Origin of the sequence: Bacillus sp. TH17, assembly GCF_016651125.1 — a bacterium.
Taxonomy (GTDB): Bacteria; Bacillota; Bacilli; order Bacillales; family Bacillaceae_G; genus Bacillus_A; species Bacillus_A mycoides.
The window spans coordinates 880825-905999 of the sequence record NZ_JAEKEN010000001.1 but is presented as its reverse complement, the minus strand read 5'-3'; the positions used below and the strand labels follow the sequence as shown (position 1 = coordinate 905999).

The window sequence follows — 25175 nt, the reverse complement described above, 5'->3', positions numbered from 1 at the left end:
TTTGGTGCACAAACCTATGCATGAATAGGTATCCGTCGTGTCTTATAAACAAGATGTTTAATATGCTATAACAGCAACTATTGAAAGTAGGTGAAACATACATGTGCGCCGGCCTTCTCGTCCAGCTTCCAGAGGAACCGATAGAACCGAGACCCGCCCTCCCGCTTGAACAGGAATTTACCGTTAGTGTGACTTTATACAGTGCACGTGCTTGGTTATCTGATAATGACACTTTCTCACAAACTATTTGGAAATCGACTCGCTTTGCTTCTGCCTCACACGCTCGCAAATCCATCTTCCCAGTTGGTACTGTAAAAATTGTGAACTTTTCTGAGGATACAATAACGGTTACTATATCATCCGAATCAGATGATGCACTCAAAATAGTCGTACCCCCTCGTTCTGAAGGTGTTTTAACATCTAGTGCATTATCTGATGTGCAAGCAAGTACATCAGGAGGAGCAAGCAAAGTCACATTCCTCTTTCATATCTTTTTCTCAAGGGATCCTGGTCCAGCTAAATAACCATAGAAAAGGTACAGCTATGCACTGTACCTTTTTCACGTGTTTATTCTCTTGATTTGATCAATTCAACATTATAAGTTTCAATATCTGTTAGCTTTCCTGTAAAATACGGATTTTCTCTATACCAAGACTGTTTTGAAAAATACGCTTGCATATCTTTCGTTTGAAACATATGTCCATGTCTTGCGTATATTTCGTTTCTTGCTATTTTCAATTGTTCTTTCGATAAATATGTTAAGTCCGTACTCGTTAATTTTCGAATATCACTATCAGGGAAGATGAAACCATTATATACATACCGAGTCGTAGGCGGTGGAGTAACATTGTAAACAACTGTTTTTTCTACACTTTTCTTTTGAAATGGAAGATTATAAGCCGAAAGTGCCGTTACCGTTTCTACCTTTGTCGTTTCCCTTCCGTTTTCTCCATTTCGTTCTAAATAAATCGCCGCACTTCCATCAGTCGCTATCGGTCCCCACGTAATTTCTTCTCCAGTCAACGCAGTAACTGGCTTTTGATTCACGTACAATGTCGCACCAGATTCATTCGTTTGAACTGTAATATATTGCCCTTGCAACGTTAAATCTACCGTTACATTATTTTGACCTTGTTTCATAAGTACAACCTTTTCCTCACGTGATAGTTTTACATAGTCATTTTTATATTCAGATTGAAATACTTGAGTTCCAGGAAGAAACGGTCCATATTGCTTCTCAAACTTTTTGTCATTTGTCTTATCAATTTCTTTTCCGTTCAATTTTAAAGATGTACCTTTTTCATTTGTAAGCAGAGTCGTATAATACGTCTTCGCTTTCAATTTATACCGATCAAATAAAAAGAAATGTTTCCCATCTTTCGTTAAAGAAAAATCTGCTCTTTCTATTCCATCCCCTTGTTTTTCACCTTGCCTCAAATATTCTTTCAATTCATTCACGTAAGATGGATTTTCTTTTATATATGAAAATAGAGGCGTTAAACTCTCTCTCGTTACAATAACGGCTGGATCATCTGCCGTGATGATTTCAGCTAATTTCTCCCCGTCCCTCTCTTGTAAAATAGTAATCATTCGGTCTACTTGTGCCGTCTGCTTATAATACGATGATCCATACAAATACAATCCAACGATTACTATAACAAGTAATGTTAAGAGTGTAATGCCAACTTTTGTACCGCCGCTCATTTTCTTCTTTACTACAAGACTTTCCCTCTTCATCCGGCAGTTTTGGCAAAATTGCACTCCATCTTCATACTGAGCTCCGCATTTTGTACATACATTCATCCATTCAACCACCTTTTCGTTAGAAGCCTGTTAATCCCCCGATAAAGGTTTGGATTATCGTTTTAATGTAAGACCAAAACACGATAAACGTTGCAATTCCGATTAAAACATTTGCGATAATAAGTGTGTAAACAGGATCTACTCCGCCGTTGTCTAGTTTTAATATAGCTACAATTATACTAATTCCCATATACGTTGTAGCCAGCCCTAATAAGATTGGTAAAAAAGATCAATAGGAAACTAAATAGAAAAGAAAGAACTAGTATAGCAATAGCTGGCGTCGCTATCGTCCCCCATATACCGAATGCTTCAAGAAAAGAAAAAGATGATTTCATCATCTTACCACTTACAAAAATAATAAATCCAACAAATAAAGTTAAAATTAATAAAAAGAAAAAGACCATTACAGATTCTCCAAAGAAAGTAGGAGTAGCTATATCTGGCACTAATGTCCTTGTAACAGTCGCCGCTGCGCTCATCATTCTATAAAAAATACATGCTCCTAAAAAGCAAATAAGCACAAGACTTACAATTCCATTTCGCACTTCAATATTTCCACTTTCCATAATGGCCGATGGTGATTTAAAAGCATTTTTAAAGAACTGAAAATAGCCACTTGCAAATTGTTTCACTTGCTCTACCGTTTCATTCGGACGAGTTTCCTTTACTCGTGCCGGGCGCGATAGCTGCCCTTCTTCCTGCCCACCACTCGCTACCACTTCTTCCGTTAACGAATGTCCACAATTTCCGCAAAACCTTGCTTCCGCTGCATTTTCAGTATTACATGCCGGACATTTCATTCTCTCATCCCTCCTTAAGCATATACCTTATAGGGTGTTACAAATTTAATATATGACTTTGTACATAAAACATGACTACAAGAAAAAGAATATGAAATCCTTCTTTTAAACGAAACTATGTGTGCTAGTAATATAGAAAAATAATGTTATTATGAAACAGAGCAAATAAAGTGAAACTTTAAACAGATTGGATGAAGACAGTGGAATTTGTAAACTCGATTTTTCAAACACTCCTTACAAGTGTGATCCAATTATTTTCTTTAATTGGTGTCATCATTGTAATTGGATTTATATTAGGTTATTTAGAATCTCTCACACGAACGTATTGGTCGAGAGCTTTTGGTAGGAAAGGCTTTCTTTTAACCGCGTGGATTGGTGTTCCCGTTCATGAGCTTGGACATGCAATTATGTGTCTATTATTTCGTCATAAAATTGTAGCAACGCAGTTTTTCCCAACAGATACAAGTCAGGGAGCTTTAGGTTACGTACAACATCAATACAATCAAAAAAGTATATACCAACGAATCGGTAATTTCTTTATCGGCATCGGTCCTATTATTTCTGGTATTACTGCCTTAATACTTTTAATGCGCTATTTCGTACCAGCGTCATATTCTTTATTTAATACGAATCTCGAAACAACTGTTGCATCGACTTCTATTAACTTAGACATGATCCAAAACATGTTTTTATCAACATTCTTTTTATTAAAAAGTCTATTTACAATGAGCAATTTATTGACTCCTTCATTTTGGTTATTTTTATTTATCGCTATTTGTATTTCCGCACATATCGCTTTAAGTAAACCAGACATTAAAGGATCAATAGACGGCGTCATCGTCATGTTTATCTTATTATTTTTATTCAATATAATAGCGGGACTGTTTCAGTACGATAGTAACCAACTAATCGGTAAAATGATGAAGTATAATATGTATCTCATTGCATTTTCTAGTGTAGCGCTTCTTTTCTCTTGTATTTCTACACTTGTTAGTTTTGGGTTTTATAAAATGAGAAGAGGGCGTTCATTGTGAACGTCCTCTTCTCTCCTTAAATAATTATTTATCAGCTTTAATAAGTTATTGAATCGGAATAGGTGGTCCAATTTTTTTGTTTTCTTTCCCCGAATACGGTACAAGTGAATATTTTCCCACCGCTACATTTATTCCATCAAATCTACTAAAAGAAATACCGCCATCTTCATTCGATATAACCGCCTCTTTAAATGTATGTGCTTCCCCAGATTCTGATTCGATTTTAAAATAAATATCTTCATTTGTACTTTGTGGCACATCATAATAAATCGTTGTGGAAATCGGCGTAGAAACTACTTTGTTAACAGTTACTTTATTGCCATCGTATAAAGCAATTGTTTCATTTAAATCAAACGTCCGCTTCTCTTTCATCAACTGAGCTTGTGATACTTCAATAGCAAATATCCATGGTTGCTCAATTACAGTATCTCTGTTGAATGTATCATAAGTAATTTCGATTTGAAGTTCATCAGTTTGTGGCATTTCACTTAACTCGATACCACCGTAAATTGTAAACATAGAATCATTTACTTCAATTGATTGTGCATCCTTTGTATTAGAAAAGTCACGCCCATTTATTCGTACCTGTGGAATTAAATATGTTTGATAATCAAATTTCACACCCTTCGCTGGCTCAAATGTTGAACTGATGAATAATTTATTGTCATCCACTAATACCTCATTTAACGTCAGTTTACCGTATTTATTTTCAGCAGTTTTCCCAATAGCCGTTTTATAGGGAGAATAGTCAAGTGGTTGCTGTTTATCAATATATTTTTCAATCAATCCCGCAATAAATGGCATATTTGCTAAAGATGTTTGTCCAAGTGGCACTGTAATACTGACAATTAACATGCAAGCTGCTGCGACCCCGAACCATTTTTTTGTTTTTTTATTTTTGCGTAGCTTATTTTTCACACGTTTTTCCCACTGCTTTTCCTCTATTTTGGTTAAGGGAGTCTCCTCAAACTCTGTGATATCTAGCTGAATATCATTTAACTCTTTATAAATAGACATGCCCTCACACTCCATTTTTAAAAATAAAAATCTGTTTGAGCTTTTTTCGTCCGCGTGACAGTTTGTTATGAATCCATGATTCTTTCACGTTAAGATGGGAAGCAATTTCACGAGACGGTACACCTTCTAAATAATACTTTTCAAAAATGTTCCGCTCTGTTGCTGACAACTCACTAAGCAATTCCTGTACGTCTAAGAAGTCATTTTGTTTTCTTTGTTCTTGATACAGGCGATCATTAATCTCTGTACAGACAGTTTGTTGCTGATTTCTCGCATTTTTCCGCTGATAATCAATTGCCCGATATTTAGCAATGGCTGCTATCCATTGTTTAAACGTATTTTTACTTGAATCAAATGAATCGATATGAAACCAAATGGCTAATAATACATCATCTAAGCATTCTTCATAATCTTGCTGATTACTCTGTACATATCTTTTAATAATCACGCTTAGTAAACCGCCGTATGTTTGAATAATAAACGTAACGCTTTTCTCATTACGCTTTTTAATTTGTTGCACAACATTTTCTTCCGTTATCTTCAAAGGTAGACCTCCTTGTCCTGCTAATTGGGTACCTACTTTCTAATACGAATAAAAATCAATAACCCTATCACCATTTTTTAATATTACAAACATAATTTCATCACTATATATCTTGTATACAATGAGAAGAGCTAGTCCATTTTGAACTAGCTCTTCTCATCAGTTATTTCTCTTATAATCACAATGCTCAACCGGAACACGAGCGTGCCCTTCTTCATCGGTACACCATGACTGTGACTGAAAGGCAAGAAAAATACCAATCCACTCTTCCTTCTTCTCAAAGTGAATCAATATCCCACCGTCTTGCCATTTGCCATCATCACCTTGCCATTTCTCTACATTCCCTTGATTCATATGAATATCGTGTATACCGTTTCCAGGTGTAAAGTGGAAATACGAATCCGGAACCTTTTCTTCTGGTCCCCACCTTTCACCAAACGCATAAATAATTGCTTTCTCATCTATTGCTCTTTTTATATAATGTTCTATTTTCTCATTTAAATCATTATCAGATCCCGATTTTTCAGCAGGTAAAGGAATCATTTGCTTTGAATCAAATAAATTACCTCTTACATAATCTAAAGCTACTTTCGGCTCATTGTTTTTCACTTCTGTAAACCCAAACGGTAATGTTGATAAAATGTGAATAGCTTCTGAATCAATATGTTCGCTTGCAAAATATAAAACTTCTGACGGATAACTTTGCGACTTTACGTTAATTGCAATACGATAATCTACTTCTGCTTCGCCTTGTAAATGAACTTGATAATGAGGTGTGTTCCCTTTTCCAATCTTTGACTGTATAACTGTACCTTTTAACACGCCGTAGTTTTTTAGGGGCATACATTTCATCTCCTATTCATTTAGTAGAAGCTTTTCATACTTTAGGCATTATCCATATAAAAAGAAAATCCTCCTTTCCCAGGAGGATTTCTTATTTTCTCAACATATACCAAACAATAACCTCTACCACTACAAGCAACACCGCACCAAAGATCATTAACGTCGTCTTCTTTAATAGTTCATTTTCACGATAAGGGATATTACATAAATACGCGCCTAGTGTAATTCGTGATGGACAAGCGATTGTCGCTACTGATGATGCGGTGTTTTGGAGTGTTGTGACATATTGCCACGGGAGCGCTACGTTTTGCGCTGTTTGCATTTGTAGTTTTATAAACATCGCATTTGATCCTGCGTTACTACCTGTTAAAAAGCCGCCAATTCCGCCTATGAAAGGAGCAACGAAAACGAAAAATGTCCCAAATGTTTCACCAGCTGTTTTTGCGAGTAATGAATGCATACCAGATGCACCCATTAGTTCTGAAATGGCGATGAACATCGTCGTTGTAATAGCGAAAGGAATCCATTGTTTTATCGTTTGTGAGAGTGATTGTTTAATAATATTTGATGGAATGCGGAAGAAAATAATTGTAAATAAACAAGTCATAGCGAGCCAAAATCCTGGTGAATATAGTAGCTCTAGTTTGTAAGAATATGATTTTAAATCGAGAACTGCATATGACCTAAGAAAATCATGTAATACTGGAACGAGGCGGGAAAGTAAAATACAAACTGTTAAAAAGATATAAGGGCTAATAATTTTTATAATAGATACTTCTCTCTCTGCAGTCGCCGCATGTTCTGTTATAAAGTTTTGCTCACTTTTGCCTTTTAATTTAATGATTAGAAAGCCAAATGCAATGGTAACGATAGAACTTAATATCCCTGCAAGTTCAACACTTACGTATGCGTTAGAAAGATAGATTCCGAGAGAAAATAATAGAAAGAATCCTACTCCTTCCTTACACTTTTCTATAACTGCCTGCCAGCCACCGACAACGTATAAAGAAAGGATGATAAAGTATGCGAAAATCGGGATGCTTAATAATGCTGTATTTGTACCAAGAGTTGTGAGCGGCATGTTAATAAGCTGAGAACCGATAATCGTACCCGTTGCCATCGCGCCCCATGAACTTGCAAGTAAACCGATAAACGATAGTAACACAGCTTGAAACGGTTTATAACCGAGCGAAAGAAAAATAGGTGCTGCGACCATAAAACCAATTCCGAATCCACTCACTGATTCAATAAGTGGACAAATACCAAAACACATAAGAAGCATTTGTAGTAAGCGATCGTGCGTAATTTCTTCTAGAAAACGCGCTACTTGATCGATGCATCCCATTTTGTTCATGAGGTGAAATAAAAAAATACCGGAAAATAAAACGTATCCGACAATAAAACAAATTAACCACCCTTTAATTGTTGCGTGTACAGTTTCACTTATCCCTAATTGAAACGTTGGCGAAAGTAAAACGATTCCAACAGAAACGGCATAAGAGATTAATGAGGCTCTTAATGACGTTTGTTTAAACAAAAACAAACAAATAAAAATCATCATAATCGGGATAAGTGCCAACAATATGGCCATGCTATCATCTCTTTTCGTAAAAATTGCAATTTTTAACTATTATATAACAGATGTTATGATTTTCAATTATCTTTATAACAGATTTAAAAAAGGAGCCGCTTGGCTCCTTTTTTGAATAACTAATATTTTATCTTTTATCCTGAAAAACCGTCTGCTGTCCAATCATTTTTTCTAGTACAACAAACACAATATAAGCACATATTACTTGCAATACAATATTCCCAAGTTTTATTAATTCAAATGAATGGATCCATTGGAATAATTCACTTAATAATACAATCGAAACGATACTAAATAGTTCTATACTAACCGAAAATATACATACTTCTAAAATAGATTGCTCTTGTATTCGATTTAATTGGGAAAAGATGAATACATATCCTAAAAACAGAGCCATCAACTCTATTTTCGTCATGCTAATGAGCCAAGCGTATAATGGTACAGTTAAAAGAAGATATAATAGTTTACGTCTTAGCATGCCTTCTCACCCTCTAAGTTATAAGTATTTTCTGTATATTTTAACATTTATTACACAAAAGAAACAGAAGAGACTTAAGCCTCTTCTGTTTCTTTTACTGCATGTATTAACTCACAAATTTCTTCTCGCTTTTCATTTTCTAACAGCTCAATGACTTTACTTCCAACGACAACGCCGTCACATATTGTAATCATTTCTTCAATTTGTTCTCGTGTTGAAATACCGAATCCTGCGACTACTGGTAAGTGGACGTGTTCTTTTACTTTTTCTAAGTAACTACGAATCTCATCTTTAAAGTTTTGACGTACTCCCGTTACGCCCGCTACTGTAACGGCGTAGACGAATCCTTGTGATTCACTCGTGATTTTTTCGATTCGTTCAATAGGGCTCGTTACGGTAACGAGTGGAATTAAAGCGATATTCGCCACGCGAAGGAGCGGTGCAATAATGTCTTGTTCTTCATACGGTAAGTCTGGAACGATAATACCGTCCACCCCTGCTTCAAGACAGCTCTCAATGAAACGTTCCTTTCCGAATGCGAGTACTGGATTTAAATATGTCATAAGTACAAATGGAATTTGAACTTCTTGCCTCACCTCTATTAATGCTTGAAAAATACCTTTCAATGTTACACCGCTATCTAATGCTCTTTTTCCTGCCCTTTGAATAGTTGGACCGTCTGCGACTGGATCTGAGAACGGAATACCGATTTCAACGATGCTTGCTCCTGCTTCATCAAGAAAACGAATTCTTTCTTTTAACTTTTCAAGTCCACCATCTCCGCCCATTACATACGGAATAAATGCTTTCTTGCCATTTTCAAACGCTTCTATAATTTTTTCTACTCCCATTTTTTACACCTCTTCCATATAACGTTTTATACTCTCTACATCTTTATCACCGCGGCCGGATAAACAAATGACAAGTCCTTCGTCTTTCTTCATTTGCGGCGCTAGTTTTAAAGCGTATGCAACAGCATGTGAACTTTCTAATGCCGGGATAATCCCTTCTTTTTTCGTTAATAATTGAAATGCTTCTAACGCTTCTTCATCTGTAATGGAATGATAAGAAACGCGGCCAATATCTTTTAGCAAGCTATGTTCTGGCCCAACACCCGGGTAATCCAGCCCTGCCGAAATAGAGTGCGCTTCTTGAATTTGCCCTTCTTCATTTTGCAGAAGGTACATCATCGATCCGTGTAAAACACCGACACTTCCTTTCGTTAAAGTGGCTGCGTGCTTTTCTGTGTGAACACCTTTTCCAGCTGCTTCAACACCGTAAAGAGCAACTTCTTCATCGTGTACGAACGGATAAAACATTCCCATTGCATTACTACCACCGCCAATACAAGCAACGACTGCTTCTGGTAATTTTCCTTCTAACGCTTCGTATTGCTTTTTCGTTTCTTTCCCAATTATACTTTGGAAATCACGAACAATTTGCGGGAATGGATGTGGCCCGAGAACTGATCCCATAATGTAGTGCGTATCGTGTACATGTGAAACCCAGTAACGAAGCGCCTCGTTTACTGCATCTTTCAACGTGCCGCTACCTGCCGCAACGCTTTCTACTTTCGCTCCGAGTAATTCCATTCGAAACACGTTTAATTTTTGTCGTCTCACATCTTCTTCTCCCATGAAGATGACGCATTCTAAACCGAAAAGTGCACATACAGTAGCTGTTGCAACTCCGTGTTGTCCTGCTCCTGTTTCAGCGACAACTTTCTTCTTACCCATTCTTACCGCAAGAAGTGCCTGACCGATTGTATTGTTAATTTTATGAGCTCCCGTATGGTTCAAATCTTCACGTTTCAAATAGATTTTTGCTCCGCCGCAATACTTCGTCATATTTTCAGCGAAATAAAGCGGTGTTTCTCTTCCAACATACGTTTGTAAATAATGATCTAATTCCTTTTGAAACGCTTCATCTTGCATCGCTTCTTTATATGCTTCTTCTAATTCTAATACGGATTGCATTAACGTTTCTGGAACGTATCGTCCTCCGTATATACCGTAATGACCTTTTTCATCTGGATATGCGTAGTTCATTTTGAACACTCCTTCGCTTTTTTAATAAATTGTTTTATTTTCTTTAGATCTTTCTTTCCTTCTGTCTCTACTCCGCTGCTTACATCGATCATATATGGCTGAACGGTTCGAATTGCTTCTTCTATATTAAGGATGTTTAATCCGCCAGCTAATATCGTTTTCTCTCGCAACTCGTTTGGCATATGTGCGAGTAACTCCCATGAGAATGTCTTTCCGTTTCCTCCGTGGAACTTTTCTTTCGGGCTATCAAATAACAGATAATCTGTATCGTATTTTTTCGCACATTCAATATCTTTCTCTAAAGCTACTCCTACTGCTTTTATAGACGGAATATTCAATCTCCTAATTTGATGATTGTCTTCATCCCCATGTAGTTGCACATGCGTTAACCCGCACTCCTCTGCAATTTTCTGGATCACTTCTACTGATTCATTTACGAAAACACCTACCTTGAAAACGTGGACTGGAATTTCCCCAATAATTTCTTTCGCTAGCCCTGGGGTGATTTTCCGCTTACTTTCTGCAAAAACAAATCCAATTGCATCTGCTCCGTATTCGCAAGCATGTTTTGCTGTTTCAACATCAGTGATGCCGCAAATTTTCACTTTCATATGTTCACCTTACAGTCTTCGAAAAAGTTACTTATAGAAGATGATGTCATAAGTGCTTCTCCAACTAATACACCTTTTGCACCAGCTCGTTTGACGCGAATAATATCTTCTTTTGAATGAATGCCGCTTTCACTAATCCAAAGTAGGTTTTCCTCATTCAGTCGTTTTCCGAGCTTTTCAGTTTGGCTTAAATCTACTTCAAATGTTTTTAAATTACGGTTGTTAATACCGATAACGTGCGGATTTAATCGGATTGCAATTTCTAATTCCTGTTCATCATGAACTTCAACAATCGCTTCTAATCCTTTTTCTAGCACGTAGTTATAAAGCTCGTTTAATTTCTCTTTTGACAATGCTGCAACAATTAATAAAATAAGATCTGCTCCTGCTTCATACGCTCTATCAATTTGGATTTTATCGATTATAAAATCTTTACATAAAAGCGGAATGTTACTTTCTGCTCTTGCCGTTTTTAAGTCGTGAAACGACCCTTTAAAAAATTGACCGTCTGTTAAAACCGAAACTGCTCCAGCACCGCATTCTTCATATGTTTTCACTTGTTTTGGCACATCAACGTGTAAATTAATATCGCCTTTTGATGGAGACGCTCGCTTTACCTCTGCTATTACAGTAAACTGCTCTAAAGCTTTTACAAGTGAGTGTGTTTTCCTTTTTTCTTTCACTGGTGAATATGTTTCATATAACTCCGCAACTTCTACTTTCTTTTGCTCTACAATTTTGTCTAAAATCGTCCCCATTTTAATTCACCCTTTCTAATTTTTCATGGCTTGCTGCAATTAATAAGTTTAGTTTGGCTAATGCTTTTCCAGAGTCAATGCTATGTGCCGCTAGTGTAATTCCTTCTTCAATCGTTTCTGCTCTTCCATTTGCGAAAAGGGCTAGACCTGCATTTAATAAAACAGTATCGCGATAGACACTCTTTTCTCCGCTTAATACTCCGAGTGTAATCTTTGCATTTTCTTTTGAATTCCCACCTCTAATTTCTTCATTTTTCACTCTTGAAAAACCATACTTTTCTGGATCAATACTCATTTCTACTATTTCATTATCTTTTAAAACGACGACATGATTTTCTCCCTGTAATGATGCTTCATCTAAAAAGCCACTTCCGTTTACGACGAGCGCTTGTTTTCTGCCAAGTTTCTGCAATACTTCCGCTACTGGCAATAACATATCTCGCTTATAAATACCGACAAATTGTGTTTCTAAATTAACCGGATTCGTCAACGGTCCAATTAAGTTAAAGATCGTCGGAACGTTTAATTCTTTTCTTATTTTCATAATGCGTCTTAATGCTGGATGCATCGCTGGTGCGAATAAGAAGGCAATACCTACATTCTCTAATAAATAGTCAATCTCACCCGGCGTACAGCTTATGTTTACACCGAGTTCTTCTAATAAATCAGCACTTCCTGTTTTACTAGAAACAGCGCGGTTTCCATGCTTCGCAACCTTTACACCAGCTCCGGTAAGTACAAATGCCGATGTTGTACTAATATTGAATGTTTGCGCACCGTCACCACCCGTTCCGCAATTGTCCATCGCGCCTTTTATATGATTTGAAAACGGTAATGCCTTTTCGCGAAGAGCACGAACGAGACCGTATATTTCTTCTGCTGTTTCGCCTTTCGCTTTCAGTAATACTAAGAAAGCTGCAACTTCACTTTCCAATATGTTGTCACTTAATAAAAGAAGTCCCGCTTCATACATTTCTTCTTCTGTTAAATGTTGTCCCTCTACTAATTTTCGAAGATAACTGTTCATACTCTCTCCTCCTCTTTCACTTCTGCTAAAAAGGCACGTATTAACTTTCCGCCTTCTTCTGTTGCAATTGATTCTGGGTGAAACTGTAATCCGAAGAGCGGATAATAGTTGTGACGAACTGCCATGATTTCTCCGTCATCCATCGCTGTCGCAAGTATGTCAAAACACTGCGGCAAACTATTTTGCACTGCGACGAGTGAATGGTAACGCATTGCTGTTAGCGGCTGCGTTACGTACGAAAAGATTGACGTTCCGTTATGTTTCACACGCGATGTTTTTCCGTGTTTAATGCGCTCTGCTCTAACAATTTCTCCTCCAAATGCGGATATGATTGCTTGATGACCAAGGCAAATTCCTAAGATGGGAACGTTCTTATAAAAATGACGAATAACATCGATACAAATTCCAGTATCTTCTGGTTTCCCAGGTCCTGGTGAGAGCACAATTCCTTTCGGCTTCATCTCCTCTAATTGTTCAATTGTTATTTGATCATTTCTTACGACAACAATTTCTTTCTCGTACTCGCCTAATAGTTGATACAAGTTATATGTGAACGAATCATAATTATCGATAAGTACAATCATTTCATAACCTCCAAAAGCGCTCTCGCTTTATTTAATGTTTCTTCATATTCAGCAACCGGGTCTGAATCGTAGACGATACCCGCTCCTGCCTGAACGTACGCTTTCTCGTCTTTTACAACCATCGTTCGAATTGCTAGCGCCATATCAAGGTTTCCTGAGAATGAAATATATCCAACCGCTCCGGCATATACATTTCTTTTTTCATGCTCTAACGTATTAATAATTTCCATCGCCCTTATTTTCGGAGCACCTGATACTGTACCAGCTGGTAAACAATACGCTAATGCATCAAATCCACTCGTTTGTTTTCGCAATGTTCCGTAAACTTCAGATACAATGTGCATAACGTGAGAGTATTTTTCTACTTTCATATATTTATCTATCGTCACAGAGCCAATTTCACTTACTCTGCCAATATCATTTCGTCCTAGGTCCACAAGCATCATATGCTCTGCTCGCTCTTTCTCATTTCCTAACAGTTCTTTTTCGATTTCCTCATCTTCCTGCTTCGTTTTCCCTCTCGGCCTCGTACCAGCAATTGGGTTTGTCATCACTTTATCCTCTCTTACTGATAACAAACTTTCCGGCGAAGAGCCAAGTACAACATAATCTTGAAAATCGATATAGAACATATATGGTGATGGATTTGCAATTCGAAGTTTCCGGTATAGTGCAAATGGATCTCCAATACATTCACTTTGCAAACGCTGGGATAATACAACTTGGAAAATATCTCCGGCCCGAATGTATTCCTTCGCTGTTTCTACCATTTCACAAAATTCTTTTTCAGTTATTGAAGAAGTGAATGATAATATTGATTGTATTTCATTTACTTCCGCTTCTTCTCCCTTTAGCACTTCCTCTTTGTATACTTGCAATCTTTCGTATACTTCTTCATAAGAAGCTGAATCGTCTTCCCTGCATACATATACAAATGACAACTTTTGGCGTAAATGATCGTAAACGGTAAACTCACGATATAGTAAAAGGTGTACTTCTGGAATATTTAATGGATCGTGTAAATCTGCTCCAATGTTTTCATACTGCCGAATGACGTCATAGCCAATATATCCAACTGCTCCCCCGCAAAACGGAAATGGACTGTCTACTTGCGCTGGTGCGATTACCTCTTCTAGCATTTGCAGTACGTTACCCTGCAGCTTTTCTTTTTTCCCATACATCATTCGCTTTACTTCTATACCAACGCTTTTCACTTCTCCATAAGGATTACACCCTAAGTAAGAATAGCGCCCTTTATCTTGATGAAGCTGCGAACTTTCTAATAAAAACTTTTTCTTTCCCTTCATACGTCTATATAAAGAAATTGGCGTAATGCTATCTCCTTCTTCTTCAGCAATTACTAAAAATGTGTTTCTTTGTTCTTTTTGCTTCATAAATTCCTCTTTTGTCATCATGCCTTTCACCTCACTCTGAAAAATAAAAAAGTCCCCTACATATCGAAATATGTAGAGGACGATAAATTTACCGTGGTACCACCTCAGGTTGGACGCAAAAGCATCCCGCTTTATTCAGGTACAAAATATATACCTTATCCTTGTAACGGCGGAACCCGGGTTGCCTACTGAAAATAATTGTTCAGCATACCTCTCGTAAGCCCATTCCGTATATGGCACCGCACCGGGCTCCCACCTGTCCCCGGCTCTCTGAAACGTCTCCAATATACGTACTCTTCTTACTTAAACGATTTAACATATTTAATTTTTTGTACACAAAAAGGGAGTACTCATCCTATAGAAAGGACGGGTACTCCCGTGGTGCCACCTTAATTCGTTACGAATGTAACGCACTTTGCCGTATCAAAAAATAATACGTGTCTCTTGTATCGATGAGATCATGTCGCCAAAGCCTACTTCTTTCATTTCGGTTTGGAAGCTCCGAAGCCCATTCCACATCAATCCCATACTGATTCGCACCAACCATCAGCTCTCTGACATGTTCATCATGTGTACTCTTCTTCATCAACGCTTGCATTTTTTTAAGTTGCACTCATTATAGACCTAACTTTTTTCACAAGTCAATACTTTTTTAAAAAATATTTCTCCCTTCTTTCAATATTATATTGACAAAACAACGTGTTTTTATGTAAATATAATAAATACTCTATTAAAATTAAGGTTTTTTCGTCTGAAATTTATATATTTAAAAAGTAAAACGATGTCAAAAAACGCTTACATTTCTGAAAATTCGTATTTCTGTATGGATTTTTCAGAATAATCATGATAGATTATAAATATGCATAACGCATCAAAAGACATGACAAAAGGAAGGGGAACTACATGAGTACGCAGATGTTAACTTTAACTTCTATCTCTATTTACATGCTCGGGATGTTAGTAATTGGCTATTTCGCCTACAAACGAACATCCAACTTAACAGATTATATGCTTGGCGGGCGTACACTAGGCCCCGCAGTAACAGCATTAAGTGCTGGAGCAGCTGATATGAGTGGTTGGCTTTTAATGGGCTTACCCGGTGCAATGTTTAGCGTTGGATTAAGTAGTAGTTGGATTGCGATCGGCCTAACATTAGGCGCATACGCAAACTGGATCTATGTCGCTCCTCGCTTACGTACCTACTCTGAAATTGCAAACAACTCTATTACTATCCCAGAATTTTTGGAACACCGTTTCCACGACAAATCCCATATGCTACGCCTAGTATCTGGACTTGTTATTATGATATTTTTCACGTTTTATGTAGCTTCAGGATTTGTCTCTGGCGCTGTATTATTCGAAAATTCATTTGGACTCAATTACCATGTTGGTCTTCTTATCGTTGGTGGAGTTGTCGTAGCTTACACATTATTTGGTGGGTTTTTAGCTGTAAGTTGGACAGACTTCGTGCAAGGAATCATTATGGTAGTCGCTCTTATTCTTGTTCCAGTCGTAACAATTATGCACGTAAATGGACTTGGTCCAGCATTTGAAACAATTAAATCTATCGATCCGGCATTATTAGATATTTTTAAAGGTACTTCTGTATTAGGAATTATTTCATTATTCGCATGGGGCCTTGGTTATGTTGGACAACCACATATTATCGTACGCTTTATGGCAATTTCTTCTGTAAAAGAAATTAAAAGCGCACGACGTATTGGTATGAGCTGGATGATTTTTTCTGTTGTCGGAGCTATGTTTACTGGCCTTATCGGTATTGCGTACTATTCAAAAGCAGGTTTAAAACTTTCTGATCCAGAAACGATTTTCGTTGAACTTGGCACTATTTTATTCCATCCACTTATTACTGGATTTTTATTAGCAGCTATTTTAGCAGCGGTTATGAGTACAATTTCATCTCAGTTACTCGTTACTTCGAGTGCTATAACAGAAGATTTATATCGTACATTCTTTAAACGTTCTGCTTCTGATAAAGAACTTGTATTTGTCGGTCGTATGGCTGTTCTTGTTATCGCTTTAATTGGATGTGCATTAGCACTTAAACAAAATGATACAATTTTAGCTCTTGTTGGATACGCTTGGGCTGGATTTGGTTCTTCATTCGGACCTGCTATTTTATTAAGCTTATATTGGAAACGTATGACGAAGTGGGGCGCACTTGCTGGTATGATCTCTGGTGCCGCTACAGTAATTATTTGGACTCAGTTCAAATTCTTAAAAGAATTCTTATATGAAATGATTCCTGGTTTCACTATTAGTTTACTAGTAATCGTAATTGTTAGTTTACTAACACAACCTTCAAAAGAAGTTGAAGAGCAATTTGAGGATTTCGAAAAACAACATAGTCATAATCTATAAAAAGAAAGCTCTGCTGTTATGATAACAGCAGAGCTTTCTTTACAGTTCGACAATCTTCTTCTCAAATTTAACAAATTCTTTATGTTTCGTTAAATTTAACATAACACTACTCCTTTATAGTATGAGTATCAGCACTTATACAGAAAGGGGACTCCAACATGTTAGCAGCTTTCCAGCAACAACAAACACGAAAATTTTCACCCATCACAAATACTTCTACGTCTTGTTTGAACATACAACCTAATCCACCTAAAATTTCAATCGCTCCTTCTGTTATTTCAGTCATTGGTGTTCATATAAAAAAAAATAAGCTGAAAGTAAGAACTGGACAAAGCACTGAGTTATCAGCTTCCGTTTTGCCAGTGCAAGCAACGAATACAGAACTTATTTGGACAAATATGAATGCTGATGTTATCACAATGTATCCAAAAGGTGATACGGTAACGATTACTGGAAAAAGTGCCGGAAGAGCAGTCGTAATTGTCACAACTGCTGAAGGAAAGTTCCGTGACCTATGCATTATTCATGTACAACCTTATATGACAAATCCAAAGTAAAAGAGTGGCTTCGTAGCCACTCTTTTACTTTGTTTCAATGTGTGAATTTTTACTTGTAACGAGATTGATGAATTGTTCTTTATCTTTAGGAGAAATAATTTCTGTTTGATGTGATCCATAAATAATTTCAAGTCGATCAAATGATAATGCATGAGCAGCTATTGGATTTTTCGTATTTGAAATTTGTTTTATATCTCGTATAAATATGCGTTTTTTAACGAAACCTGATCTAATTGTAATTGTTTCTTCCCCAACAATATATTTTGTTGAAAACCAACTCCAAATAAATAGTATGGCTAAAGGAATTGTAAAAAATAAAAGAAAATATTCGCTCCCTGCAAATATCGGAGCAAAACAGACACCTACAACAATACAAAGAATTGGATATAACCATACATCTTTTTTTGATGGAAATTCCACTAAACTTCCCCTCCCTTGATTTAAGTCAATGAATCTCCTCCTCTTCCCTATTACAATGAAAACAACATTAGAATAGGAGGACGTATTATGACTGAGCGAAATTTTGCCTTATTTGCAGGCACTTCTCTTCTTATCATGGCATTCACTGCATTTTTTTCTTACGGTTTTGTTCACGAAAATCTCGTTGTACCAAGTAATGCGAGCACGACACTCCATAATATTCAAACTTCAAGTTCACTTTTCAAAGCAGAAATTTTCGGATGGATTATCATTTTTATTACGGATATTATCGCCTCGTGGGCTCTTTATTTCTTTCTAAAACCTATCCATACTAGCCTCTCATTACTAGCTGCCTGTCTTCGTCTTATGTATACAGCTATACTTGGGATTGCTATATTCAATTTAACATTTGTATTACTTCTTTCAAAAAACACAGTTGCTAATTCAGAAGCATATACAATGTTATTTCTAGAAGCTTTTGAATACATTTGGTCTGTAGGATTAATCATTTTCGGCTTACATCTTCTCACCTTAGGATACGTAACCTTTCAATCTAAAAACATACCGAAAACTATTAGTATATTACTGCTCATTGCTGCAATCGGCTATATCATCATTAACGTAATGAATACGATGTTTTCACAATATGATGCGATTATTTCCATTCTTAACGTTGTCTTTCAACTACCGATGATCGCAGGTGAACTAGGATTTAGTATATGGCTATTGCTTAGAGGTGGAAAAAACTCTACTGTTTGAGTCGTTTCTTAATTCTGCTTAATGATTCTGGCGTAATACCTAGATAACTTGCCAATTGATATTGAGGAACACGATCGATTAAATGAGGTCGTTTTTGTAATAATGATTTGTAGCGCTCTTCTGGTGTCGATGCAATAAATAATGTAAGTTCTTCCTGTACTTCACCAAAATTGTATTCAATCATTTGGCGCGTCATTTCTTCTAACTGTGAATATTTCTTATACATGTCCTTTTCACTATACAGATCGCCAACTACAACTAGACAATCTTCTAGGCACGTTAACGTATGTGGGGATAATTTATCTTGTTTATGATGATTGAAATTTGCGATTGCTTGTTCTTCTGTATAAAAATTTGATGTAACTTCTTTTCCAGATTCATCTATACAATGTTGCCTCACGCATCCTTTTAATACAAAATAACATTTAGACGGAACATCTCCTTGCCCTAGGAGCACTGTTCCTTTTTTATACTCTTCAATTTGTAATTCTTCTACGATCACGCGCTGCTGTTCTTCACTTAATGTTGTAAGATTTGTCATGTATTTCATTAAAATCTCTTTCATTTGGTCTCTCCTTCCCCTTCTATATTTGTATGAGAAACGTATGATGTAACTCCACTATATATTATCTTTTTTCATGCTATATGGAGGGGATTCCTCCTATTGATTTGTTTTATTTTCTGCATAGAACAAAAAAAGAGAAGTTACCAATAACTTCTCTTTTCGTATATTAGAATAGGCTCGTTATAATTCCTGTGTATAAGCCGGTTCGTTCACCACATTTTTTGCTGTTCGCTTTTGTTGCTGTAGTAAGAAAACAGATACACCAAACAATACGAGCATGCTACCGATAATTTGCATTGCGTTTAATTTTTCTCCAAGTAAGAAGAACGCTAGTATAGATGCCCCAACTGGTTCTCCTAAAATACTCATTGAAATCGTTGTTGCATTTACGTAATTTAATAACCAATTATTAATGACGTGAGACACTGTCGGTACAATCGCAAGTAAAAGAAAAATACTCCAATCCCACTTCGTATAGCCTGTAAATGGCACTTGAAGTATAACGTTATAAATCGCTATAAATATACCAGCGAAGGCAAATACAGTGAAACTATAAATCCAATGAGATACTTTCTTTACTGTCGTTTGTCCGATAAATAAATAACCGACAACTGCAATTACACTTAAAAAGGATAATATATCCCCATAAATTGCTTGCTCACTTAGCCCTAAATCTCCCCAGCCAATACACATTACGCCTAGTATCGCAATTCCCATCGTCGCAATTGCTGAATAGGTTGTTCTTTCTTTAAATAAGAAAAAACCTCCCACTAAAGATACGATCGGTTGAAGTGCTAAAATAATCGTCGAACTAGCAACTGTCGTATGCTTTAAGGATTCAAACCATAGAAGAAAATGAAGAGCTAAAAAGAAACCAGATCCAATTAAAAATCCCCAATCTTTTATTTGAATCCTACTAAACTCTTCCCGTTTTTTCCAAACGATCGGCAGCATAATAAGTACGATAATCCATAATCGATACATACTTAAAACGGAAGATGGTGCTGAGGACATCTTTGCAAAAACAGCTGCGAATGAAATTGCTATAATGGAAATTGCTAGTGGTAGTGCGATTGATCTTTCTTGTTTCAAATCCTGTCTCCCCTCTCACCTGTAAAAAATCCCACTTCATTATATCCGTTTTCTTTCACAACTTAAATACTAATTTTTTAGATTCTTCGTACCATTATGGTAAAATAGAAATTAAGGCACCTATTAGTGATTATGTCTTTCCTTTTCACTACAAGCGTTGCTCTTACAATCATTACAGTAAATTTTTATTTAGGGGGATATACATGAATCAAACAATAGGGAGAATTGAAGAAATTTCATTTTTTAGTACATCACTTCAAGAGGAGCTTACACTTCTTGTTTATTTACCAGTAAATTACACACCTCTCCATAAGCATACGGTTGTTATTGCACAAGATGGTAGAGATTATTTTCAGCTTGGTAAAGCGCACCGTGTAATTGAGCGTCTTCGTGAAACTGAAGAAATCGACCGCACAATTATTGTCGGTATTCCATATAAAAATGTACACGATCGTAAGGAAAAATATTTCCCAAATGATGTAAAGAATGCTGCTTACATTCGTTTCCTTGCTCATGAGCTTGCTCCATATATTGATGCAAATTATCCAACATATCAAATGGGTAAAGGACGCGTTTTAATTGGAGATTCTCTCGGCGGTACAGTTTCCTTCATGACCGCACTTATGTATCCGCATACATTTGGTAAGGTCGTTATGCAATCACCATTTGTTGATGAAACAGTCACGAACTTAGCAAAAGATTTCAAAAATCCGGGGGCGCTAGATCTTTATCACGTAATTGGGACCGAAGAAACAGCTGTCAAGCGTACAGACGGACAAGTATCTGATTTCGTAGAACCGAATCGCGAGTTAAATAAACTACTTACAGATAGAAATTTCATCACGCATTATGAAGAGTTTGAAGGGAATCACACATGGAAATATTGGCAAGCAGATTTACCAAAAGCATTTTCTCATATCCTATCAATGAAATAATAGAGAGCGGTATTCAGAATAATTTGATATAATAGATAAAGAGATTTATTCTCAAAATCTAACTAGACTTGCAAAGGGAGGAATTGGAACATGAAATTAGGAATTGTAATTTTCCCATCAAAAATGATTCAAGATAAAGCGAACGGATTACGTAAACGTTATGATCCGCATTACGCATTAGTTCCGCCACATATTACATTGAAAACACCCTTTGAGACGCAAGATGAACAATTAGAATCGATTGTGAATGAGTTACATACAATCGCAAATAAAACGAACCCTTTCACCCTTCATGTTGGGAAAGTCGGTTCATTCGCACCTGTTAATAATGTTCTTTATTTTAAAGTAGAAAAAACACCTGAACTTACTTTCTTAAATGAAGAAATGCATAATGGTTTCTTTACACAAGAGCGCGAGTACTCTTTCGTACCTCATTTAACAATCGGTCAAGACTTATCAGACGCAGAGCACGCTGATGTATTAGGTCGATTACGTATGAAAGATTTCTATTATGAGCAACCAATCGATCGTTTCCACCTTCTATACCAATTAGAAAATGGAACGTGGACTGTACATGAAACATTCCACCTTGGAAAGGAGAACAACTAATTTGCACGCACAAATCGTACAAACGGACGAACAACTAAGAGATGCATTCTCTGTACGTAAGCAAGTATTTGTAAATGAGCAACGTGTTTCTGCAGAAGAAGAGTATGATGAGTTTGAAGAGATTTCAACACACGTTGTTATATATGATAATGATGTTCCAGTTGGTGCTGGTCGCTTCCGCATCGTTGATGGAATAGGAAAAATGGAGCGCATTTGCGTACTAGCTTCACATCGTAAAAAAGGCATTGGTAAAATCATTATGGATGCACTTGAAGCGTATGCGAAGGAAGAGTCTCTACCGAAATTGAAACTCCATGCTCAAACACATGCTGAATTTTTCTATAAAAAGCTAGGATACGTGACGGCTTCTGATGTGTTTATGGAAGCAAATATCCCACACGTCGTAATGATAAAAGAATTATAATTTTGTAGCAGGAGGTAGCCCCTCCTGTTTTTTACATTGCTATTTTCTTTTTCTTCCGCTAAAGTTAAATGTTGATGCTATAGTTTTGAAGGTGAATATATGACACAAGAAAAATTTTCACAAAAACCGTTAACACACGCTGGCATTCCGCAAGCGGCGTATCATATTCCGAAAACATCTACCCATTTAATTATGGAAGAAGATGCAGATGCGGCGTATTTCCGCGCTTTAGAACAGCAAGGTGTTTATTTAAATGAAAAACAGTTAGAAGCAGTGCAAACGACAGAAGGACCTGTCCTTACACTAGCTGGTGCTGGAAGTGGTAAAACATCTGTTTTAACAACTCGCGTTGGTTATTTAGTTAATGTAAAACATGTCCATCCGCGAAATATTTTACTGCTGACGTTTACACAAAAAGCAGCTGAAGAAATTCGAAGCCGTGTAGCGAATTTACCTGGTATGAATCATGCCGCAAGTAGCTATGTCGTTGCTGGTACATTCCACTCTGTCTTTTTAAAATTGCTTCGTAGTCAAGGATATAATCAGCAAATTTTAGCAAATGAAAAACATAAACAAATTATGATAAAGAAAATTTTGAAAGAATTGCGCTTAAAAGACGATTATGATGCCGAAACGATACTCGCTATGATTTCACTTGAGAAAAACAACTTGAATCGTCCGAAAGATGTAAAAGCGAAAACACCGGTTGAACAAGAGTTCAAAGAAGTATACGAACGTTTCGAAGAGGTAAAACAACGACACAATTATATCGATTTTGACGACATCTTATTAGAAATGTATTATATGTTAGAAAATAACGCTCCCCTGCTTACTCAATTACAAGAGCGTTTTCATTACATTGAAGTAGATGAGTTTCAAGATACGTCGTATGCACAATATGAAATTGTAAAATTGTTAGCCACGCCGAGAAATAATTTATTTATCGCAGGTGATGACGATCAAGCGATTTACGGCTGGCGAGGGGCAAGTCACCAAATTATTTTATCTTTTCCAAAGGAATTTGATAATACTACGATTATCGCACTTAATACGAATTATCGATCTAATCCATTTATCGTAGGACTTGGAAATGAAGTTATTAAGCTCAATCAAGAACGTTTTGATAAAGAGCTATATTCTGTTCGTAACGATGGCATACAGCCGTTTTATGCACGACCTGTGACAACTCTTGATGAAGCAAATCAAATTTTGCAACTCATTCAGGAAAAAGTAGATAGTGGTGAACGAAATTATAAAGATTTTTGTTTATTATATCGTACACATTCTGTAAGCCGTTCTTTACTTGATCAGCTTACAATTCATAAGATTCCATTTATTAAACATGGAGCGAGCCAATCGTTCTACGAACATTCTTTAATTAGGCCCGTATTAGATCACTTACGACTCGTGCTTGAACCGTTCCGCCTCGAATCACTTTCAAATATATTACCAACAATGTATATTGGCCGTGATGAGTGCATTTCATTTATTGAACGTGAACAATGGAAATATGGTGAGGGCCGTTTCCCTTCTCTTCTTCATTTTCTATTACTAAACCCAAGCTTGAAACCTTTTCAAGTTAAAAAAGTAAATGAGCGAATCGATTTTATTAAGTTTATAAAAGAACTTGAACCGAAAAAAGCATTGAAAGAAATTATTCATGGTAAAGGAAAGTATTTAGAGTACTTACAAAGTAATGATCGTTCTTCCTTTACGATGCATAAGGACATACAAGAAGAAATGTTAGAAGAATTAATGGAATCAGCAACTCGCTTTACGGATATTCCAGCTTACTTACAATTTATTAACGAGGCCATTCAAGGTCAAAAAGAAATGGAAGCATTAAAAACAATGCCGCAAAAAGATGCTGTATCGCTTATGTCAATTCATAACGCGAAAGGCCTTGAGTTTCCATGCGTCTTTTTACTCGGAGCAAGCGATGGTATATTGCCGCATACTTCTTCTTTAAAAGATGCAAATGACCGTGTGACGGAGACTTCTGAAGCATTAGAAGAAGAACGACGATTACTCTATGTCGCCATTACACGCGCAAAAGAAGAACTTTACATTTCCTCCCCGCAATTTTTCAGAGGAAAGAAACTAGATATATCTCGTTTTCTATATACTGCGCAAAAAGATTTACCTGAAAAGACATCCATTAAATAATGGGTGTCTTTTTCCATATCACGATATGTACATCCCCTCTATATAAATTCCCTGTTTCTATCCTGAGAATTAACGTAATATCAACCATATCCCGTTCATATTGTAATAGTGTATGTCAGAACTCACGATAAGGAGTGAACATAATGAGCTGCAATTGTAATGAAGATCATCAACACCATGATTGTGATTTCAACTGTGTATCTAATGTCGTTCGTTTTATACATGAACTACAAGAATGTGCAACCACAACATGTGGATCTGGTTGCGAAGTTCCATTTTTAGGAGCACATAACACTGCATCAGTAGCGAATACACGTCCTTTTATTTTATACACAAAAGCTGGAACACCTTTTGAAGCATTTGCACCATCTGCAAGCCTTACTAGCTGCCAATCTCCAATTTTCCGTGTAGAGAGTATAGATGATGATGACTGTGCTGTATTGCGTGTATTAACTGTAGTTTTAGGTGATGGTACCTCTGTACCACCTGGTGACGATCCAATCTGTACATTTTTAGCTGTACCAAATGCAAGATTAGTATCAACCTCCTCTTGTATTACTGTTGATTTAAGTTGCTTCTGCGCTATTCAATGCTTACGCGATGTTTCTATATAAAACTGAATACTAATTTAAGCATGGATTGGGTGGCAGATGATTCTGCCACCCAATCCATGCTTAAAAGGTATTATTATGTATTTTTTATAAAATTGGGAACTTGTCTAGAACATAGAACCT

The 25175-nt window shown here is 36.6% G+C and carries 26 protein-coding genes, 1 pseudogene and 2 other annotated features; of the genes and pseudogenes, 10 read left to right on the top strand and 17 right to left on the bottom strand.

Annotated features, from left to right (window positions below):
* The first annotated feature begins 101 nt into the window (after positions 1-101).
* The gene (locus JFT95_RS04495; protein WP_201051574.1) at positions 102-524 is read left to right on the top strand and encodes a hypothetical protein; all 423 of its coding nucleotides are present in this window, start codon (positions 102-104) and stop codon (positions 522-524) included.
* A 43-nt stretch (positions 525-567) separates the two neighbouring features.
* Here JFT95_RS04495 and JFT95_RS04490 read toward each other — a convergent pair whose 3' ends face one another.
* On the bottom strand, positions 568-1803 hold the full coding sequence (locus JFT95_RS04490) for a TcaA 3rd/4th domain-containing protein (RefSeq protein WP_201051573.1): 1236 nt from the start codon (positions 1801-1803) through the stop codon (positions 568-570).
* 19 nt (positions 1804-1822) lie between these two features.
* Positions 1823-2603: pseudogene (locus tag JFT95_RS04485) on the bottom strand (zinc ribbon domain-containing protein).
* Between the two features lie 200 nt (positions 2604-2803).
* On the opposite strand from JFT95_RS04485, the gene JFT95_RS04480 reads away from it, so the two are divergent.
* Positions 2804-3637, top strand: a complete 834-nt coding sequence (locus tag JFT95_RS04480; RefSeq protein WP_201051571.1) for a hypothetical protein — start codon at positions 2804-2806, stop codon at positions 3635-3637.
* A 45-nt stretch (positions 3638-3682) separates the two neighbouring features.
* Here the strand turns inward: JFT95_RS04480 and JFT95_RS04475 are convergent, their stop codons facing one another.
* From JFT95_RS04475 to trpE, 12 genes are all read right to left on the bottom strand, one after another.
* Positions 3683-4654, bottom strand: a complete 972-nt coding sequence (locus JFT95_RS04475; RefSeq protein WP_201051568.1) for a DUF4179 domain-containing protein — start codon at positions 4652-4654, stop codon at positions 3683-3685.
* Positions 4655-4658: 4 nt separating this feature from the next.
* Positions 4659-5198, bottom strand: a complete 540-nt coding sequence (locus JFT95_RS04470) for a sigma-70 family RNA polymerase sigma factor (protein WP_002202739.1) — start codon at positions 5196-5198, stop codon at positions 4659-4661.
* A 159-nt stretch (positions 5199-5357) separates the two neighbouring features.
* The gene (locus JFT95_RS04465) at positions 5358-6050 is read right to left on the bottom strand and encodes a DUF2278 family protein (protein ID WP_201051566.1); all 693 of its coding nucleotides are present in this window, start codon (positions 6048-6050) and stop codon (positions 5358-5360) included.
* 82 nt (positions 6051-6132) lie between these two features.
* The gene (locus tag JFT95_RS04460) at positions 6133-7632 is read right to left on the bottom strand and encodes an L-lactate permease (RefSeq protein ID WP_201051564.1); all 1500 of its coding nucleotides are present in this window, start codon (positions 7630-7632) and stop codon (positions 6133-6135) included.
* Positions 7633-7759: 127 nt separating this feature from the next.
* A complete protein-coding gene (locus tag JFT95_RS04455; protein WP_002086916.1) occupies positions 7760-8110 on the bottom strand; it encodes a DUF4029 domain-containing protein in 351 nt (116 codons plus the stop codon).
* Between the two features lie 74 nt (positions 8111-8184).
* On the bottom strand, positions 8185-8961 hold the full coding sequence (gene trpA / locus JFT95_RS04450) for a tryptophan synthase subunit alpha (RefSeq protein ID WP_201051562.1): 777 nt from the start codon (positions 8959-8961) through the stop codon (positions 8185-8187).
* A gap of 3 nt (positions 8962-8964) precedes the next feature.
* Positions 8965-10158: a tryptophan synthase subunit beta gene (gene trpB / locus JFT95_RS04445; RefSeq protein WP_201051560.1), complete on the bottom strand. Its 1194-nt coding sequence runs from the start codon at positions 10156-10158 to the stop codon at positions 8965-8967.
* Positions 10155-10769, bottom strand: a complete 615-nt coding sequence (locus JFT95_RS04440; protein WP_002186404.1) for a phosphoribosylanthranilate isomerase — start codon at positions 10767-10769, stop codon at positions 10155-10157. The genes trpB and JFT95_RS04440 overlap by 4 nt, the downstream gene beginning before the upstream one ends.
* A complete protein-coding gene (trpC, locus tag JFT95_RS04435) occupies positions 10766-11527 on the bottom strand; it encodes an indole-3-glycerol phosphate synthase TrpC (protein WP_201051557.1) in 762 nt (253 codons plus the stop codon). The genes JFT95_RS04440 and trpC overlap by 4 nt, the downstream gene beginning before the upstream one ends.
* Before the next feature lies 1 nt (position 11528).
* Positions 11529-12554, bottom strand: a complete 1026-nt coding sequence (gene trpD, locus JFT95_RS04430) for an anthranilate phosphoribosyltransferase (RefSeq protein WP_201051555.1) — start codon at positions 12552-12554, stop codon at positions 11529-11531.
* Positions 12551-13138, bottom strand: coding sequence for an anthranilate synthase component II (locus tag JFT95_RS04425; RefSeq protein ID WP_201051554.1), 588 nt, complete (start codon positions 13136-13138; stop codon positions 12551-12553). The genes trpD and JFT95_RS04425 overlap by 4 nt, the downstream gene beginning before the upstream one ends.
* Positions 13135-14553 carry an anthranilate synthase component I gene (gene trpE, locus JFT95_RS04420; protein WP_201051552.1) on the bottom strand — a complete coding sequence of 473 codons (1419 nt, stop codon included), beginning with the start codon at positions 14551-14553 and terminating at the stop codon, positions 13135-13137. Before trpE ends, JFT95_RS04425 begins: the two co-directional genes overlap by 4 nt.
* Positions 14554-14604: 51 nt before the next feature.
* Positions 14605-14849 (bottom strand) — a binding site (T-box leader).
* 42 nt (positions 14850-14891) lie between these two features.
* Positions 14892-15130, bottom strand: a binding site (T-box leader).
* 305 nt (positions 15131-15435) lie between these two features.
* Here trpE and putP point away from each other — a divergent pair.
* Together putP and JFT95_RS04410 are read left to right on the top strand one after the other, a co-directional pair.
* Entirely contained in the window at positions 15436-16914 is a 1479-nt protein-coding gene (gene putP / locus JFT95_RS04415) for a sodium/proline symporter PutP (RefSeq protein ID WP_002188786.1), read from the top strand.
* 158 nt (positions 16915-17072) lie between these two features.
* Entirely contained in the window at positions 17073-17471 is a 399-nt protein-coding gene (locus JFT95_RS04410; RefSeq protein WP_201051550.1) for an Ig-like domain-containing protein, read from the top strand.
* A 24-nt stretch (positions 17472-17495) separates the two neighbouring features.
* Here the strand turns inward: JFT95_RS04410 and JFT95_RS04405 are convergent, their stop codons facing one another.
* The gene (locus JFT95_RS04405; RefSeq protein WP_078184104.1) at positions 17496-17891 is read right to left on the bottom strand and encodes a PH domain-containing protein; all 396 of its coding nucleotides are present in this window, start codon (positions 17889-17891) and stop codon (positions 17496-17498) included.
* 87 nt (positions 17892-17978) lie between these two features.
* Here JFT95_RS04405 and JFT95_RS04400 point away from each other — a divergent pair, with 87 nt between their 5' ends.
* Entirely contained in the window at positions 17979-18650 is a 672-nt protein-coding gene (locus tag JFT95_RS04400) for a DUF4386 domain-containing protein (protein WP_201051548.1), read from the top strand.
* On the opposite strand, the gene JFT95_RS04395 is transcribed toward JFT95_RS04400, so the two are convergent.
* The gene (locus JFT95_RS04395; RefSeq protein ID WP_201051546.1) at positions 18640-19215 is read right to left on the bottom strand and encodes a Crp/Fnr family transcriptional regulator; all 576 of its coding nucleotides are present in this window, start codon (positions 19213-19215) and stop codon (positions 18640-18642) included. The two genes, JFT95_RS04400 and JFT95_RS04395, sit on opposite strands and share 11 nt — an antisense overlap.
* Before the next feature lie 180 nt (positions 19216-19395).
* On the bottom strand, positions 19396-20307 hold the full coding sequence (locus JFT95_RS04390) for a DMT family transporter (RefSeq protein ID WP_002030492.1): 912 nt from the start codon (positions 20305-20307) through the stop codon (positions 19396-19398).
* Between the two features lie 203 nt (positions 20308-20510).
* Here JFT95_RS04390 and JFT95_RS04385 point away from each other — a divergent pair, with 203 nt between their 5' ends.
* The 5 genes from JFT95_RS04385 (at position 20511) to cotY (ending at position 25055) form a co-directional block, all read left to right on the top strand.
* A complete protein-coding gene (locus tag JFT95_RS04385) occupies positions 20511-21242 on the top strand; it encodes an alpha/beta hydrolase (RefSeq protein WP_201051544.1) in 732 nt (243 codons plus the stop codon).
* A gap of 90 nt (positions 21243-21332) precedes the next feature.
* On the top strand, positions 21333-21851 hold the full coding sequence (locus tag JFT95_RS04380) for a YjcG family protein (RefSeq protein WP_002011397.1): 519 nt from the start codon (positions 21333-21335) through the stop codon (positions 21849-21851).
* 1 nt (position 21852) lies between these two features.
* Positions 21853-22275, top strand: a complete 423-nt coding sequence (locus JFT95_RS04375; RefSeq protein WP_002064289.1) for a GNAT family N-acetyltransferase — start codon at positions 21853-21855, stop codon at positions 22273-22275.
* Between the two features lie 99 nt (positions 22276-22374).
* The gene (locus JFT95_RS04370; RefSeq protein WP_002140859.1) at positions 22375-24441 is read left to right on the top strand and encodes an ATP-dependent helicase; all 2067 of its coding nucleotides are present in this window, start codon (positions 22375-22377) and stop codon (positions 24439-24441) included.
* A 143-nt stretch (positions 24442-24584) separates the two neighbouring features.
* Entirely contained in the window at positions 24585-25055 is a 471-nt protein-coding gene (gene cotY / locus JFT95_RS04365; RefSeq protein ID WP_002011392.1) for a spore coat protein CotY, read from the top strand.
* Positions 25056-25175: the final 120 nt, after the last annotated feature.

Coding starts and splice junctions, on each gene's coding strand:
- trpC (WP_201051557.1), bottom strand. CDS start 11,527: ATGGGGACGATTTTAGACAAAATTGTAGAGCAAAAGAAAGTAGAAGTT.
- JFT95_RS04495 (WP_201051574.1), top strand. CDS start 102: ATGTGCGCCGGCCTTCTCGTCCAGCTTCCAGAGGAACCGATAGAACCG.
- JFT95_RS04440 (WP_002186404.1), bottom strand. CDS start 10,769: ATGAAAGTGAAAATTTGCGGCATCACTGATGTTGAAACAGCAAAACAT.
- JFT95_RS04425 (WP_201051554.1), bottom strand. CDS start 13,138: ATGATTGTACTTATCGATAATTATGATTCGTTCACATATAACTTGTAT.
- JFT95_RS04385 (WP_201051544.1), top strand. CDS start 20,511: ATGAATCAAACAATAGGGAGAATTGAAGAAATTTCATTTTTTAGTACA.
- JFT95_RS04400 (WP_201051548.1), top strand. CDS start 17,979: ATGACTGAGCGAAATTTTGCCTTATTTGCAGGCACTTCTCTTCTTATC.
- JFT95_RS04370 (WP_002140859.1), top strand. CDS start 22,375: ATGACACAAGAAAAATTTTCACAAAAACCGTTAACACACGCTGGCATT.
- trpB (WP_201051560.1), bottom strand. CDS start 10,158: ATGAACTACGCATATCCAGATGAAAAAGGTCATTACGGTATATACGGA.
- cotY (WP_002011392.1), top strand. CDS start 24,585: ATGAGCTGCAATTGTAATGAAGATCATCAACACCATGATTGTGATTTC.
- JFT95_RS04395 (WP_201051546.1), bottom strand. CDS start 19,215: ATGAAAGAGATTTTAATGAAATACATGACAAATCTTACAACATTAAGT.
- JFT95_RS04460 (WP_201051564.1), bottom strand. CDS start 7,632: ATGGCCATATTGTTGGCACTTATCCCGATTATGATGATTTTTATTTGT.
- JFT95_RS04475 (WP_201051568.1), bottom strand. CDS start 4,654: ATGTCTATTTATAAAGAGTTAAATGATATTCAGCTAGATATCACAGAG.
- JFT95_RS04380 (WP_002011397.1), top strand. CDS start 21,333: ATGAAATTAGGAATTGTAATTTTCCCATCAAAAATGATTCAAGATAAA.
- trpE (WP_201051552.1), bottom strand. CDS start 14,553: ATGATGACAAAAGAGGAATTTATGAAGCAAAAAGAACAAAGAAACACA.
- putP (WP_002188786.1), top strand. CDS start 15,436: ATGAGTACGCAGATGTTAACTTTAACTTCTATCTCTATTTACATGCTC.
- JFT95_RS04410 (WP_201051550.1), top strand. CDS start 17,073: ATGTTAGCAGCTTTCCAGCAACAACAAACACGAAAATTTTCACCCATC.
- JFT95_RS04490 (WP_201051573.1), bottom strand. CDS start 1,803: ATGAATGTATGTACAAAATGCGGAGCTCAGTATGAAGATGGAGTGCAA.
- JFT95_RS04465 (WP_201051566.1), bottom strand. CDS start 6,050: ATGAAATGTATGCCCCTAAAAAACTACGGCGTGTTAAAAGGTACAGTT.
- JFT95_RS04455 (WP_002086916.1), bottom strand. CDS start 8,110: ATGCTAAGACGTAAACTATTATATCTTCTTTTAACTGTACCATTATAC.
- trpA (WP_201051562.1), bottom strand. CDS start 8,961: ATGGGAGTAGAAAAAATTATAGAAGCGTTTGAAAATGGCAAGAAAGCA.
- trpD (WP_201051555.1), bottom strand. CDS start 12,554: ATGAACAGTTATCTTCGAAAATTAGTAGAGGGACAACATTTAACAGAA.